At 42.2% G+C, this 13,105-nt stretch carries 14 protein-coding genes and 1 pseudogene; 9 read left to right on the top strand and 6 right to left on the bottom strand.

The window, feature by feature from the left end:
* Nucleotides 1-265: 265 nt before the first annotated feature.
* On the top strand, nucleotides 266-448 hold the full coding sequence (gene rpmF, locus J5566_RS05990; protein WP_002937589.1) for a 50S ribosomal protein L32: 183 nt from the start codon (nucleotides 266-268) through the stop codon (nucleotides 446-448).
* Nucleotides 449-463: 15 nt separating this feature from the next.
* Entirely contained in the window at nucleotides 464-613 is a 150-nt protein-coding gene (gene rpmG, locus J5566_RS05985; protein ID WP_002262412.1) for a 50S ribosomal protein L33, read from the top strand.
* 40 nt (nucleotides 614-653) lie between these two features.
* Here rpmG and J5566_RS10525 read toward each other — a convergent pair whose 3' ends face one another.
* A complete protein-coding gene (locus tag J5566_RS10525) occupies nucleotides 654-866 on the bottom strand; it encodes a FanG protein (RefSeq protein ID WP_432215589.1) in 213 nt (70 codons plus the stop codon).
* Between the two features lie 28 nt (nucleotides 867-894).
* Here J5566_RS10525 and J5566_RS05980 point away from each other — a divergent pair, with 28 nt between their 5' ends.
* Both J5566_RS05980 and cadX read left to right on the top strand, forming a co-directional pair.
* On the top strand, nucleotides 895-1,509 hold the full coding sequence (locus J5566_RS05980; protein WP_348002279.1) for a CadD family cadmium resistance transporter: 615 nt from the start codon (nucleotides 895-897) through the stop codon (nucleotides 1,507-1,509).
* A gap of 11 nt (nucleotides 1,510-1,520) precedes the next feature.
* Nucleotides 1,521-1,859 carry a Cd(II)/Zn(II)-sensing metalloregulatory transcriptional regulator CadX gene (gene cadX / locus J5566_RS05975; RefSeq protein ID WP_000711078.1) on the top strand — a complete coding sequence of 113 codons (339 nt, stop codon included), beginning with the start codon at nucleotides 1,521-1,523 and terminating at the stop codon, nucleotides 1,857-1,859.
* Between the two features lie 179 nt (nucleotides 1,860-2,038).
* Here cadX and J5566_RS05970 read toward each other — a convergent pair whose 3' ends face one another.
* Both J5566_RS05970 and J5566_RS05965 read right to left on the bottom strand, forming a co-directional pair.
* On the bottom strand, nucleotides 2,039-2,626 hold the full coding sequence (locus J5566_RS05970) for an NUDIX hydrolase (protein ID WP_432215588.1): 588 nt from the start codon (nucleotides 2,624-2,626) through the stop codon (nucleotides 2,039-2,041).
* 132 nt (nucleotides 2,627-2,758) lie between these two features.
* Nucleotides 2,759-4,291: a helicase HerA-like domain-containing protein gene (locus tag J5566_RS05965; protein ID WP_208562513.1), complete on the bottom strand. Its 1,533-nt coding sequence runs from the start codon at nucleotides 4,289-4,291 to the stop codon at nucleotides 2,759-2,761.
* 254 nt (nucleotides 4,292-4,545) lie between these two features.
* On the opposite strand from J5566_RS05965, the gene J5566_RS05960 reads away from it, so the two are divergent.
* The 4 genes from J5566_RS05960 to J5566_RS05945 all read left to right on the top strand — a co-directional run bounded on the left by J5566_RS05960 (nucleotide 4,546) and on the right by J5566_RS05945 (nucleotide 7,667).
* Nucleotides 4,546-5,352 (top strand): formate/nitrite transporter family protein, encoded by an 807-nt coding sequence (locus tag J5566_RS05960; RefSeq protein ID WP_205031073.1) that lies wholly within the window; start codon nucleotides 4,546-4,548, stop codon nucleotides 5,350-5,352.
* Nucleotides 5,353-5,531: 179 nt separating this feature from the next.
* Nucleotides 5,532-5,858, top strand: coding sequence for a PadR family transcriptional regulator (locus J5566_RS05955; RefSeq protein WP_105111503.1), 327 nt, complete (start codon nucleotides 5,532-5,534; stop codon nucleotides 5,856-5,858).
* Complete coding sequence (locus J5566_RS05950; RefSeq protein ID WP_208562512.1) at nucleotides 5,845-6,600, top strand: DUF1700 domain-containing protein; 756 nt, start codon at nucleotides 5,845-5,847, stop codon at nucleotides 6,598-6,600. The genes J5566_RS05955 and J5566_RS05950 overlap by 14 nt, the downstream gene beginning before the upstream one ends.
* Nucleotides 6,597-7,667: a DUF4097 family beta strand repeat-containing protein gene (locus J5566_RS05945; protein ID WP_172023551.1), complete on the top strand. Its 1,071-nt coding sequence runs from the start codon at nucleotides 6,597-6,599 to the stop codon at nucleotides 7,665-7,667. The genes J5566_RS05950 and J5566_RS05945 overlap by 4 nt, the downstream gene beginning before the upstream one ends.
* Nucleotides 7,668-7,737: 70 nt before the next feature.
* On the opposite strand, the gene J5566_RS05940 is transcribed toward J5566_RS05945, so the two are convergent.
* The 3 genes from J5566_RS05940 to J5566_RS05930 all read right to left on the bottom strand — a co-directional run bounded on the left by J5566_RS05940 (nucleotide 7,738) and on the right by J5566_RS05930 (nucleotide 12,416).
* Nucleotides 7,738-8,955 carry an ABC transporter permease gene (locus J5566_RS05940; RefSeq protein ID WP_208562511.1) on the bottom strand — a complete coding sequence of 406 codons (1,218 nt, stop codon included), beginning with the start codon at nucleotides 8,953-8,955 and terminating at the stop codon, nucleotides 7,738-7,740.
* The gene (locus J5566_RS05935; protein WP_208562510.1) at nucleotides 8,952-9,845 is read right to left on the bottom strand and encodes an ABC transporter ATP-binding protein; all 894 of its coding nucleotides are present in this window, start codon (nucleotides 9,843-9,845) and stop codon (nucleotides 8,952-8,954) included. Before J5566_RS05935 ends, J5566_RS05940 begins: the two co-directional genes overlap by 4 nt.
* Nucleotides 9,846-9,956: 111 nt before the next feature.
* Nucleotides 9,957-12,416 carry a YhgE/Pip family protein gene (locus J5566_RS05930; RefSeq protein WP_208562509.1) on the bottom strand — a complete coding sequence of 820 codons (2,460 nt, stop codon included), beginning with the start codon at nucleotides 12,414-12,416 and terminating at the stop codon, nucleotides 9,957-9,959.
* Nucleotides 12,417-12,541: 125 nt separating this feature from the next.
* On the opposite strand from J5566_RS05930, the pseudogene J5566_RS05925 reads away from it, so the two are divergent.
* Nucleotides 12,542-13,076: pseudogene (locus J5566_RS05925) on the top strand (TetR/AcrR family transcriptional regulator).
* Nucleotides 13,077-13,105 lie beyond the last annotated feature (29 nt).

Raw genomic sequence — 13,105 nt, 5'->3', positions numbered from 1 at the left:
TTATCGGAACTTGTCCTACAACCATTATATATATATATATATATATATGCTGTCAAGTATTTTTTGCATTTTTTTGACTATTTTAACAAAGTTCGGAGAATTCTGCTCACAGGAAGTATTCGAGGCAAAAATTTTTAAAAAAATCTGTCAAGTAACTTTACTTTACAAAAAACTTTTGTTATACTGTTAAAGTTGACGAAAGTCATACGCACTATTTTAGATTGAAAAAGGGCTTGTCCCTTATATTTAACGGAGGAAAAAAGAAATGGCAGTACCTGCACGTCGCACTTCAAAAGCGAAGAAAAACAAACGTCGTACTCACTATAAAGTAGCAGCTCCAACTGTGAAATTTGATGAAACTACTGGAGATTACTCACGTTCTCACCGTGTATCTTTGAAAGGATACTACAAAGGACGTAAAATCGCTAAGGCTGCTTCAGCTGAATAATAGAAGGGAGATACCATGCGCGTAAATATTACACTTGAACACAAAGAATCTGGTGAGCGTTTGTACCTTACTTCAAAAAACAAACGTAACACTCCAGACCGTCTTCAATTGAAAAAATACTCACCAAAATTGCGTAAGCACGTTATTTTTACTGAGGTTAAGTAAGGGTTTCAGTACACGTCAATAGACGGTAGAAACCTTGATTTTAAGCGATTTTTGAAAGATGAACTTTCATTACATTGCAGTACAAATCAATAAAAACTCTACCTTTTTTAGATAAATATATCATCTGGATATTGAAGTTAAGCCCTGCTATCATTTCGATGGCAGGGCTTTTTAATATTTGGTACACTAACTTCTTATCTATATTTTGGTGGATTTTAAGTTGACATCTACAAAGTTTAATGTTAAAATACATTCAAAAATGTATTTGAATGAGGTGTTTTATGATTCAAAATGTTGTTACTTCAATAATCCTGTATTCTGGGACAGCCGTAGACTTACTTATTATCCTAATGTTATTTTTTGCCAAAAGAAAAAGCAGAAAAGACATCATTAACATCTATTTAGGACAATTTCTAGGCTCTGTTAGTCTAATATTGCTAAGTTTGCTTTTTGCATTTGTCTTAAATTATATTCCTAGTAAAGAGATTTTAGGTTTACTCGGTTTGATTCCAATTTTCCTAGGCCTCAAAGTTTTGCTTTTAGGAGATTCTGATGGAGAAGCTATTGCAAAAGATGGTTTGCGAAAAGACAATAAAAACTTGATTTTTCTAGTCGCTATGATTACTTTTGCAAGTTGTGGCGCTGACAATATTGGTGTCTTTGTCCCATATTTTACCACCTTAAATTTAGCGAATTTGATAGTGACTTTACTTACTTTTCTAGTCATGATTTATCTCTTGGTTTTTTCTGCCCAAAAATTGGCACAAGTCCCTTCTGTTGGAGAAACTTTGGAAAAATATAGCAGATGGTTTATTGCCGTTGTTTATTTAGGATTGGGGATATATATCCTGATTGAAAACAACAGCTTTGACATGCTACGGGCTGTGTTAGGCTAGGAGAAAAAATTATGAAAAAAGATAGTATCTGTCAAGTGGATGTTATTAATCAACAAAATGTTACAACCGCAACGAACTACCTTGAAAAGGAAAAAGTCCAAAAATCACTTCGCATTTTATCAAAATTTACCGATAATAAACAGATAAATATCATCTTTTATCTCCTTGCCGTCGAAGAACTCTGTGTCTGCGATATAGCCTGTTTACTAAATCTCAGTATGGCATCTGCCTCCCACCATCTTCGTAAACTAGCCAATCAAAACATCTTGGACACTAGAAGAGAGGGGAAAATTATATATTATTTTATAAAAGATGAGGAAATCAGAGATTTTTTTAACCAACTAGGATAACAACTATTTTTACTACTTTTCTATGTTTATATAGAGCTTATACTAGCTAAAATAGAAAATACTTAACCTTTACTGAAGTAAAATAATTGAATTGAAAAAGCACTTGAAATCAATGATTTCAAGTGCTTTTTTTGCTTTTATCAAGTCTTCATGTCTACATTTTTAGATAAAAATCATCCTCATAGGCGCTCTTTCATAATCTCCACAAAGCGATGGGTAAATTGGGCTGTCATGCCCCAGATATTTTCTGGAAGACCTTCGTAAAAGGGTACAGACCGTTGATAGTGACTAAAGGGATAATCAACACCTCCCCGTAAGCGGTCAAAGGGAAAATCGCAATCCGGCAGGACTTTGGAGGTCAAATCATAATATATCGGACTTGTTTGCAGTAGATAGTCTAACGGAACGGTGAACAAGCGGGCTACTTCTTCATTGGGTTGGAGGCTCTGCCAATCCAGATGTAAACGACCAACATAGCAACGAATGGTTGACTGGGCAAAGACCAAGTAATCAATCTCTCCCAGTAATTCCACCTGTGCAGGCTTTATATTCAGCTCTTCTACTGCTTCACGCACTGCTGCTTCCTTAGCACTTTCACCAACTTCAACCCTACCCCCTGGAAAAGATACCTCTCCTGGCTGGGAAATTCCTTCACTACGGACTTGATAAAGGACCTGCCACTGATTGTCTGACCATACTAATGGCAACAAGACAGCGTACTCGCTTTTTTGTCCCAAAGGTTGGGGCTGATAATCCTTCAAGATCATTCTACTCTCATCAATCATCTCTCTATTCCTTACTAATTAGTGATGCACACCCACTATCTTAACCAATTTCTACCAATCCTACAAGTATCTTGACCCAAAAAAACTGAGAAGTTGCCTTCCCAGTTCATCACCTTATTTTCCTTTTAGCATGCCCATAATACCACGTGTCACCACGCGCCCAACTTCCCGTCCGACCTGACTCATCAGGTTCTTGGTAAAGCGATCCATCATGGAATCTGTTTTACGACTGGCTGGTTGGCTGGCTTTTTGAGTCGCCTTAGCCGCTTCTTTCTGGGCTTTCTCTTCCATTTTTGCGGCTGCCTTAGCTTCTTTTTCTGCCTGTTTTTCCGCTTCGGCCTGCTCTGCTTTTTGGATAAGTTCGGCTTCTTTTGCCTCTGTCATGGCTAAAATCTGTTCGTGGGCTGATTCACGGTTAACCGCGTCAGCATATTTTTCCATCAAAGGAGAATTATTGATAACTGACAAGAGGGCGCTTGGCTCCACGGTTCCTAGCATACTCTTTGGAGGATAAATGGTCACCCGGTCCGCAAAGCTAGGTGTTCCGTCGGCTTGCAAGGTGGACACAACTGCTTCACCTACTTGCAACTCCTGAATAACCTTGGCCAAGTCCTCACCGCCTTCTTGACGGAAGGTTTCAGCAACTGTCGCAACTGTTTTGAGCTCTTTTGGTGTGAAGGCACGAAGACCATGCTGGATACGATTACCCAACTGGGCTGCGATGCTATCAGGAATATCCGTTGGATTCTGGGTGACAAAGAAAACCCCTACACCTTTTGAACGAATCAAACGAACAATTAGCTCAATCTTTTCAAGAAGAACTTTTGGTGCGTCTTTGAAGAGAACATGGGCCTCATCAAAGAAGAAGACCATCTTAGGCTTGTCCAAATCGCCCACCTCAGGCAAGACTTCATAGAGTTCTGATAAGAGGCTGAGAAGAACCGTTGAATACAATGTCGGCTGATTAAACAGCTGAGTAGCTTGGAGAACGTTGATAACCCCACGACCATCTGGACTGGTTCGCATCAAGTCAGCAATTTCCAAACTTGGTTCACCAAAGAATTGATTGCCACCTTCTTGTTCCAAAACCACCAGGCTACGAAGAATGGCTCCAACTGAGCGAGCTGGGATATTACCATAATACTTGCTGAGCTCTTCAGCTTTTTCAGCCACGTAGTTAAGCATAGCCCGCAAGTCCATCAAATCAAGCAAGAGTAGACCTTCCTGATCTGCTACACTAAAGACGATGTTCAAAATGCTTTCCTGGGTTTCGTTTAGTCCCAAAATCCTGGTCAACAAGACAGGGCCCATCTCTGAAATCGTCATGCGAACAGGAATCCCTTCCTGGCCCAAGACATCCCACAATTCAACTGGATAAGCTGCTGGCTGGTAGGCGCCATACTGCGTTGCTTCCAAACGGACTGGGGCAATCTCCTTGCTGTTTTCCGCCGCCAGACTAGTCAAGTCTCCCTTGATATCTGCTAGGAATACTGGAATCCCTGCATCACTCAACTGTTCTGCCAAGACTTTAAGAGTCACCGTTTTTCCCGTCCCTGTTGCTCCAGCGATAATCCCGTGCCGATTAAGTCGTTTCAAGGGAATTTCTGCGATTGTTTTACCGTAACCAAAGGCAATTGTTTGTGACATAGTGTCTCCTCTTTTCCGATCTTTTCTATCTATATTGTAGCATAGTTTCAAGAAATCAGAAGGAGAAAAGAGCCAGCTTCTTCTTGAAATTTCTCCTGTTTCCTTACTGGAGGGCTTTGAAATTTTCAGAAGAAAAATGAGAGCGGTTACTTTGTGTTTTTGCCGAAAAACACTTACTATTTTAGCCATTTTCTGTTATACTCGTTTATTGTGAGAAACTTTTCAATATCCGCTAACAAATAAAGGAGACTATTATGGCAGAAAATCAGGATACACTCATTTACAACATAGACAAGAGTATCAAGAAAAAGGCTGATTTGATTGAAAGCAACTTCTTTGCCTATGCGATTCGGGCAGCCATGGCCAGCGTTTATCTGGCAATTGGTTTGGCAATTTCAGCCTATGTCGCTGACAAGCTTAACCACATCGTGGATGGCTTGGGTAAATTTGGTTACGGACTTATGTTCGGTTGGTGCTTGGTCATGATTCTCTACATGAATGCCGAGCTCGGTACATCCAATATGATGTACATGACATCAGCCGTTCACCGCAAGGTCATTCCGACCAAGACTGCTCTGAAAATCTTAGCAACCTGTATCTTCTTCAACTTCGTTGGTGCAGTCATCGTCTGCTTCCTACTCTCTTACACCCAACCTTACCAAGTTGGTCACCTAGACGAGCATAGCTACTTGATCCAGGCTACGACTGCCAAACTGATGAAGACCCCATTGACCCAGTTTGTCGAAGGGATCTTTGCCAACATCGTGGTCAACATCGCTGTCTTCATTTCTATGCGGATGAAAGACGATGCTGGACGTGTGATTTCCCTCATCTTTATCATCTTCATCTTTGCCTTCCTCGGCTTTGAGCACGTAATTGCCAACTTCTCAACCTTCTCTCTTGCTTTCTTTGCAAATGGCGGAGCTGTCGAGGGAATGACGGTGATGAGCGTATTGACCAACTTCCTCTTCTCAGGTCTTGGAAACTTTGTCGGCGGTGGTATCCTGATCGGCTTCCTTTACAGCTGGCTCAGCAATAAATCAAAACTCTATGTGGACTAAACCACAAAATGGACTGGAATGCCAGTCCTATTTTTTTTTGAAAAAATTTCTCTCAAATGACTTGACAATTTATTTGAGTGGGTGTATATTTTATATATAGAGAATTTTGATATATATAAAAATCAGTATATAGCAAATATCAACTTAAAAGGCGATCATCATCGAAAGGAGTGAGCCGCATGCATTTTCCCGTACCTGCAGTGCTGACGGAATTTCTCATTATGGCCATTTTAGAATCCAATGATTCCTACGGCTATGAGATCTGTCAGACCATCAAGCTGATTTCCAACATAAAGGAATCCGCTCTCTATCCCATTCTGAAACGCCTGGAACAACAGGATCTCTTGACCACCTATTCTCAGGAATTTCAAGGACGGATGAGGAAATATTATAGTTTAACCCAGCTAGGCCATGAAGAATTGGTCCAACTCAAAGAAGATTGGGATATCTATACGACTACTATCAACGGCATCATAGAAGGGAGTGTCCGCCATGACAAGAACTGAGTACATGGAGCAACTTGAAAAACATTTGAAAAAGTTGCCCCACAAGGAATACTTGGAAGCCAAAAACTTTTTTGAAGAATACTTTGACGAGGCAGGTCCTGAACGTGAAGCCGAAATCATGGAAGAGCTGGGATCTCCTAAGGAAGCAGCCAATGAACTGATCAACAACATGCTCAACCGTCAATTAGAAGATACAGCTCCAACACAAGATGAGACCAATCCTCAAGACAAGCGCTTCTTGCTTACCCTAGCTTTTTTGAGCGCTGCCCTTCTCATTTCTACCTTCTTCCTCTTTGTTGAACCACTGCTTGGAATCATGGGGATCTTCCTGGTCACTATCAGCGCAGCTTTTTACATCGGTAAAAACTTAGAGCAATTGAAACATACACGGAAAACAGTTTGGTTGGCCAGTCTTGCTCTGATTACCCTTCCGATAACTATCCCTCTTCTTCTCTTGATGATCGGGGCCTTGTTGGGCTTGATATTATTAATTGTCGCCTTCATCATTGGTGCATTTGGTTTAGGAGTCGGCTTGATGGTTACTGGTGGTTCCTTGATTTGGGAAGGATTTACCTTGCTATCAAAAGGATTCAATGTCTTCATCATGGGTTTTGGTGCTGGCATATCCTTGTTTGGTGCGGCAATCCTACTCTACCTTTTGACCGGATTTTTCACCTATTGGGCATGGCGCTTGGTCAAAACCTTCTTCCAATGGATCTTGAAACGAGGTAAACGAGCATGAAAAAGAAACTTACGATCGCCCTCATCACGGGCTTTGTCAGCTTGATTTCTGGCTTGATTCTGGTTGGAATTGGATTTTTCTCTGGGGGTCTCAACCGCCTGGAAGAAATCGCAAAGCCAAATCAGGTTCAAACATCCTATACTTCCCTATCAGAAATCCAGATTAAAGATCTTCCGCATTCAGTTACGATCAAGGAATCAACCGATGGACTCTTCCATGTGTCCTATGCCAACTCAAAAAATAACACCCACAACACAGTTGAAGTCACTGAGAAAAATGGCATCCTGGCTCTCAGCTCAAAAAATCCCCAACTGTCCATTCAAGGTATCATGCAGTTTCTCGGGGAAAGATTAGCCGATGACACTATTGACATCTACTCTGTTACCATTGAAGTTCCAACAGGTAAGCAACTGGACAGACTCATTAGCAACAATACCTATAATCGCTACTACGATAGTCTCTACATTGAAAATGTCTATATCAAGGAAATGACCGTCGAGCAAGGCGGGATGCTCTATCTCAACAATGTCCAATTGGAATCAGGTACTGTAAGTAGTTACTATACAAATATCAGTAAATCAACGATTAAAAATACCACTATCTCTGCACAAGGTGACAATATCCATTTCTATCAGACCCAGCTCGAAAATGTTTCTGTTGAAAACTATGGCCAACTGGATTTGATTGAAGGAACTCTCCTAGGAGACAACAAATTCCTCCCACACGAAGACCGAGCTTATACCGTGACCAATATCGATCTGACTGACCAATCATTAGCAGACATCAACCTCCAGATTCAAAATAAGCTTGACTTGAGAAGTCTAGGCGAATTTATGGGCTACCACTACGAGTCAGATGAAGAGTGGGAAACTGCCCAAAGCGAATCAACTCTGATTGACGAAAGTCAGTTGAATGACATTGGTATTTTTACAAGAGACCAGTATGAAAAACTAGAGGTCAAGGAAACAGAAGATGCATTTAGCCTGACGGTTGAGAAAAAAGAAAGTAAAAACAAATTAACCGTTGAAGCAACCAACGCAACTATCAACCTCCGTGATCCAAAATAAATGACCGAACAGATAACAAAGACCAACTTAGGAATCCTAAGTTGGTCTTTTCGTTCTATTGTAGGCAGAATTACTTGCTCGTTAAGCCTTTTTTCAAGCTTCTCCAAAAGCCGATATCATCGGTCTGTAAAATCAAGCCTGCATAGGATTTGCCAATAAAGACGATTGCGCCAATCGTGGTCGCTGCGAGAATGAAGAAAGATAGCCAGGTCTCCCAATTACTTGCCCAGCCATTTATCTGGCGAATCGGCATAAAGAAGGAGGATAAAAATGGGATAAAAGATCCGATTTTCACCATCATATGTTCTTGTGCTTGTTGCCCAAAGGTCATGGCCCCTAAAAAGCCGATGATAATAGGATAAATAACAGGTTGAACAGCCTTGTTGACATCTTCTGGCCTCACCACAAGAGAGCCACACAAGGAAGCCAGGGTTACTCCCAGGAGCAGACCGAAAATAGCAAAGAGAATCATGGTCCAGTCCAGGTTGTCTAAAACAGCTTGCACCAAGACCTGGTTTGACTCAAAGATTTCCTTGGTCAATTCCAATTGTCCTGCTAGGTGATAGGCCAAGATGCCACCTACAAGATAGACACCCAAATGGGTCGCAATGACGAGGAAGATACCAAAGATACGGCCGTAGAAATAAGTCCAGGCTGGAACACTAGAGAAAATCACTTCCATAATTTTCGTTCCCTTTTCACTGGCTACTTCCTGGGCAGTTGTCGAAGCATAAACAATAGTCATGATGTACATGAGGAAAATCAAGCCAAAGAAGGTAATCATCTGTCCAATTTTTTCCAGCCCCTCTTGGTCACCAACTTCCTCCACATAGGAAGGCTGGATGGCTAGAAATTCCAGCTGAGTTGGTGTCAGTTGAGCATTTGCTTCATTGAGCTGCTGCTGCAAGCTCTCTAGAATAGACTGGAAGGTTTGCTGAACGGATTGAGAAGGGACCTCTTTTCCATGATAGGTTGCCTGGTATTGCTGATCCACTACCGCGACCTTGATATAGCCTTCCAACTCTTCTTCTGAAAGCTGCTGCTTGGCCTCTTCTTCTGTCACAAGAACCAAGTCTAAGTCAAGTGTCGCAAAGGCCATTTGGGCCATAAAGTCCTCACTTACGAGACCAATTTTTTCCGACCCAGCATCCATGCTAGAGCTTGTTAGATAGCCTGTTCCCAAAGATATGCCGAGAAAGAGGAAAGGGGATAGGACCATAAAAACAAAGGACCAGGATTTGACCTGCCGTAGGTAGGTCTCTTTTGCGACTAGGATAAAAGATTTCATTCTGCCACCCCCGATTTGATTTTAAAGATTTCATCAATGGTTGGCGCCTGCTGGTCAAAGGTTGCCAGATAGTGACCACCACTGATCAACTGGAAGAGCTCTGGACCTGCTGCTTCATCGTCTAGGACAAGGCGCCATTTATCGTGATTGGTCATTTGAACAGAGAGGACATGGGGCAGGTCTTCTAGCTGCTCTCTCGGAATTTCCGAGGAAACAAAGAGACGGGTCCGACCAAACTGGCGACGAATATCCTGAATGCCTCCATTGAGCACCAGTTGCCCGTCCTGGATCATCAAGAGTTGGTCACAGAGTTCCTCCACATTGGTCATGACATGATCTGAAAAGATGATGGTTGCCCCGCGCTCCTTTTCCTCTAAAATCACACGTTTTAGGAGGGCGGTGTTGACAGGGTCCAACCCAGAAAAGGGCTCATCCAAAATAATCAGGTCTGGTTCATGGAGCAAAGTTACAATCAACTGAATCTTTTGCTGGTTTCCTTTGGATAGGCTTTTAATCTTGTCGGTCACCTTGCCTTTGACTTCCAACTTTTCCATCCAAATAGGTAGTTTTTCCGCCACTTCCTTGCTGGTCATCCCCTTAAGGCTAGCCAAATACCGGACCTGTTCAAAAACAGAAAGCTTGGGCATGAGGCTCCGCTCTTCTGGTAGATAGCCGATTTTTGAAAACAAGTCTGGCGTGACAGCCTGCTGGTCGAGGGCAATCTCTCCCTCGTAGCTGACAAATCCTAGTAAGGAATGGAAGAAAGTAGTTTTTCCTGCACCATTTTTCCCTACCAAACCACAAATGGTTCCTGATGGAATAATAAAAGAAATGTCCTTCAAGACTTCCTTGGTCCCGTAACTTTTACATAAGTGACGAACTTCTAACATCTCAACCTCCTAAAAATTTCTTGTTTTTATTCTACTCCTTTTTTAGTGTTCTGTAAAGAATGCATTAAAATAACAGAGCAGGAAGCCTGCTCTGCTATTTTCCAAAAGAATCTAATCCTTTGTCGGTCGATAGATGATAAGCCCAAGCCCTATAAAGCCTATTAAGAAGAGGCTCAGCATCCAAACTTGATGACTACTATTTCCAACCATAGAAATGGTTTGACGAAGACCTGAAACAGAATAGGTCATTGGAAGATAGGGCTGAATGACTTGGAAGAAGCGTGGGCTGAGTTCAATTGGATAGGTACCGGCGCTTGAACCCAGTTGCAATAACAAGATAATTAAACTTGCAAAGGAACCGAACCGGTTATTCCAACCCACCAAGGCTGTAACGAGGGCCATGAAGGTCCAAGAGGCCAAAAGGATTAATCCCAAGGTTGCCATTGGATGAGCGGGATCAATCCCAATTAACAGAAGAACTCCATATAAAATCAGTGCCGCTAGGCTGGCAATTGCACCATTCAATAAGAGTTTCCCTTTAGCCCAATCCCAACGATTTTTGTAGGAACGATTATCAATGTGTTTGACAAAAATTACATTCGCTGATAAGGCTGCAACCATTAGGGCAACAGACACCATGTAAGGAGCCATGCCGACTCCGTTGGTCTTCACATCATCTTGGTCACTGTGTTCCAAGGTGACTGGTTGAGAAACTGCTTGTGCATTTTTGTCTTCTACAGAGACGACTGATAGTTGTTGACTGGCTGAGCTGAGTGAATTCGTTAGGGTTTCACTACCTGTGCGGAGGCTAGTAATACCACTTGTCAAGGTTTTCCCGCCACTAGCTAATTGATCGGCACCAGCAATTAATTGCTGACTACCAGAAGCCAGTTGTCCTGAACCGCTGACAAGTTGACTAGAGTTAGCAGCTAAAATTGCCAATCCTGATGTTAACTGGCTACCTCCTGATTGGATGCTACTATTATTCGCAACCAACTGAGCTCCGCCCTCTGCTAATTGGGCAACACCTGCGGTATAGGCTGTCACCCCTGACATAAGCTGACTTGCTCCACTTGATAATTGCGTTTGAAGTTGACTCACACCACTCGTCAAGGCTTGAGTTCCTGGTAGAACTTGTTGGTTCAAGGCGGTGTTGACCTGACTCAAGCCACTTGATAGGTTTTCAATGGCTGTTGTAGCCCCTGGCAATGCTTGATTGGCAGCCGTGTTGATCTGACCGACAGCTGATTGAAGCTGACTCATTTGTGCTGCCATGCCAGAAAGACTTTGTAAGCTTGATAAGGCTTGACTAAGTTGAGACAATTGACCCAAAATCGTTTGGGCTGCTGCCACTGTTGTAGAAGGCGAATTTTGGAGGGCTCCAACCAATTCAGCTTGCTGATCAGCTGTCAAGTTTTGATAGGTAGCCGTTGCTTGTAAGGCTTCAATGCTGGCTGTTTTATCAGCTTGGGCTGCAGTCAACAATCCTTGAGCCTGAGCCCCCATCTCTGTCAAGAGGCTAGATAGAGTAGAGGTATCTACTGCAAGTCCTCCGATACTTGATAGGCTCTCATTTAATTGATTGATGGCTGCTTGCAACTGAGGAAGTCCTGTCAATAAGGCCTGTATTTGACTAGACTGTTCAGCAGACAATCTAGTTGAACTAGCGAGTTGCTCCAAGCCTACCTGCAATTGATTGGCTCCTATTACCAGTTGTTCAACCTGACTTGCTCCTGTTTGCAATTGTCCCACCCCAGCGATGAGCTGAGAGGAATTGGCATTTAATTGCTCTGCACCTGAAGCAAGACTCGCTACCCCATTTGTGTAGGTTGTTAAGCCACTGGAAAGTGTTTGACTTCCTGAAGCAGCCTGATTGACTCCATCTGTATAAGACACAACTCCAGTAGCCAATTGGTTTGCTCCTGTCACCAGTGATTGACCTGATGAAGATAAGGTAGATAAGCCTGATGATAGAGTCTGACTTCCGGTTTCTAATTGACTAGCTCCATCTGTCAATTGTTGGCTTCCATCTGCTGCCTCAACCATGCCGTTTTGAATCTCTCCCATGCTGTCAAAAACAGCCGAGGTGTATGTTTCAGTAATCGTCTCTGAAACAGACGCTTTCAATTTTTCCATGGCTGATTCGCCCATCTTAGAAGCGACAAAGCTGTGACCTTTAGAGGTTTGGTAAGAAATTGTTAGTGGTTCAGGCTGATCCGTCAAGAGACTGGATGCTTTTTCCGATAAATCTTCTGGTAGGGTAATGACCATATAATAGTCCCCTTCTTCCAAGCCTTTTTCCGCATCTGTTTCTGATACAAAGTGGAAATCCAGGCTCTTGCTCTCTTTCATATTATCCACCATATCATCACCAATGGTGAGGGTTTTATCTTGAAAGCTCGCCGACTGGTCTTGATTGACAACTGCCACAGGCAACTGGTCTAGTCGGCCGTAAGGGTCCCACATAGAGGTTAGGAAACTAATGTTATATAAGGCTGGGACACAGGAAACACCGAGAATGGTGATCAAGGTCATTGGTTTTTTGAAAAAATTCTTTACTTTTTCCGACATAAGAACCTCCTTTAGACATCCTGTCCAAAAACTGATAAAATATATTATACAAGTATCATTTTCAAAATCAAGTAATATGAATCGTTTTTTGGACAATGTGTCTAAAAATGTATAAAAGGAGCAAAATGGGAACAGATAATCGGAAAGAACGAACTCGTCAAGCCATTTTAGAAGCAATGGGGACTTGCCTAGAAACTCAGCCCTTCAACGCCATTACAACAACTCACTTGGCGCATGAAGCAGGAATCAGTCGTTCTAGTTTTTATACGCATTACAAAGATAAATATGAGCTGATTGAATCCTATCAACAATCACTCTTTCAACAACTGGAATATATTTTTGATCATTATGGCCATCACCGAGAGCAAGTCTTTTTTGAAATCTTTGAGTTTCTCTATCGCGAGGATCTCCTATCTGCTCTGCTCAGCCACAATGGCACACAAGAAATTCAATATTTTTTTAATCAATAAAGTTCGACTATTAATCACCAAAGATTTAAAAGATTTCTTCCCAGAAACCTCCTCCTCCATGGAAGAGGAATATCGAAGCATCTACTTTTCACAGGCCTTTTTCGGTATTTTACAGGCTTGGGTTGTCAAAGGAAAACAAGAGTCTACCAAAGAGATGACCGACTTTTTCTTAAAAATGTTGCCGAAATAAGTAAATAGTCACTACGCACCAGCTTGTCA

The organism is Streptococcus suis (genome assembly GCF_017601095.1).
Classification (GTDB): Bacteria; Bacillota; Bacilli; order Lactobacillales; family Streptococcaceae; genus Streptococcus; species Streptococcus suis_Z.
The sequence above is the reverse complement of the archived record's forward strand: the minus strand, read 5'-3'. Positions and strand labels throughout refer to the sequence as shown.

Coding starts and splice junctions, on each gene's coding strand:
- rpmF (WP_002937589.1), top strand. CDS start 266: ATGGCAGTACCTGCACGTCGCACTTCAAAAGCGAAGAAAAACAAACGT.
- rpmG (WP_002262412.1), top strand. CDS start 464: ATGCGCGTAAATATTACACTTGAACACAAAGAATCTGGTGAGCGTTTG.
- J5566_RS10525 (WP_432215589.1), bottom strand. CDS start 866: ATGTATTTTAACATTAAACTTTGTAGATGTCAACTTAAAATCCACCAA.
- J5566_RS05980 (WP_348002279.1), top strand. CDS start 895: ATGATTCAAAATGTTGTTACTTCAATAATCCTGTATTCTGGGACAGCC.
- cadX (WP_000711078.1), top strand. CDS start 1,521: ATGAAAAAAGATAGTATCTGTCAAGTGGATGTTATTAATCAACAAAAT.
- J5566_RS05970 (WP_432215588.1), bottom strand. CDS start 2,626: ATGATCTTGAAGGATTATCAGCCCCAACCTTTGGGACAAAAAAGCGAG.
- J5566_RS05965 (WP_208562513.1), bottom strand. CDS start 4,291: ATGTCACAAACAATTGCCTTTGGTTACGGTAAAACAATCGCAGAAATT.
- J5566_RS05960 (WP_205031073.1), top strand. CDS start 4,546: ATGGCAGAAAATCAGGATACACTCATTTACAACATAGACAAGAGTATC.
- J5566_RS05955 (WP_105111503.1), top strand. CDS start 5,532: ATGCATTTTCCCGTACCTGCAGTGCTGACGGAATTTCTCATTATGGCC.
- J5566_RS05950 (WP_208562512.1), top strand. CDS start 5,845: ATGACAAGAACTGAGTACATGGAGCAACTTGAAAAACATTTGAAAAAG.
- J5566_RS05945 (WP_172023551.1), top strand. CDS start 6,597: ATGAAAAAGAAACTTACGATCGCCCTCATCACGGGCTTTGTCAGCTTG.
- J5566_RS05940 (WP_208562511.1), bottom strand. CDS start 8,955: ATGAAATCTTTTATCCTAGTCGCAAAAGAGACCTACCTACGGCAGGTC.
- J5566_RS05935 (WP_208562510.1), bottom strand. CDS start 9,845: ATGTTAGAAGTTCGTCACTTATGTAAAAGTTACGGGACCAAGGAAGTC.
- J5566_RS05930 (WP_208562509.1), bottom strand. CDS start 12,416: ATGTCGGAAAAAGTAAAGAATTTTTTCAAAAAACCAATGACCTTGATC.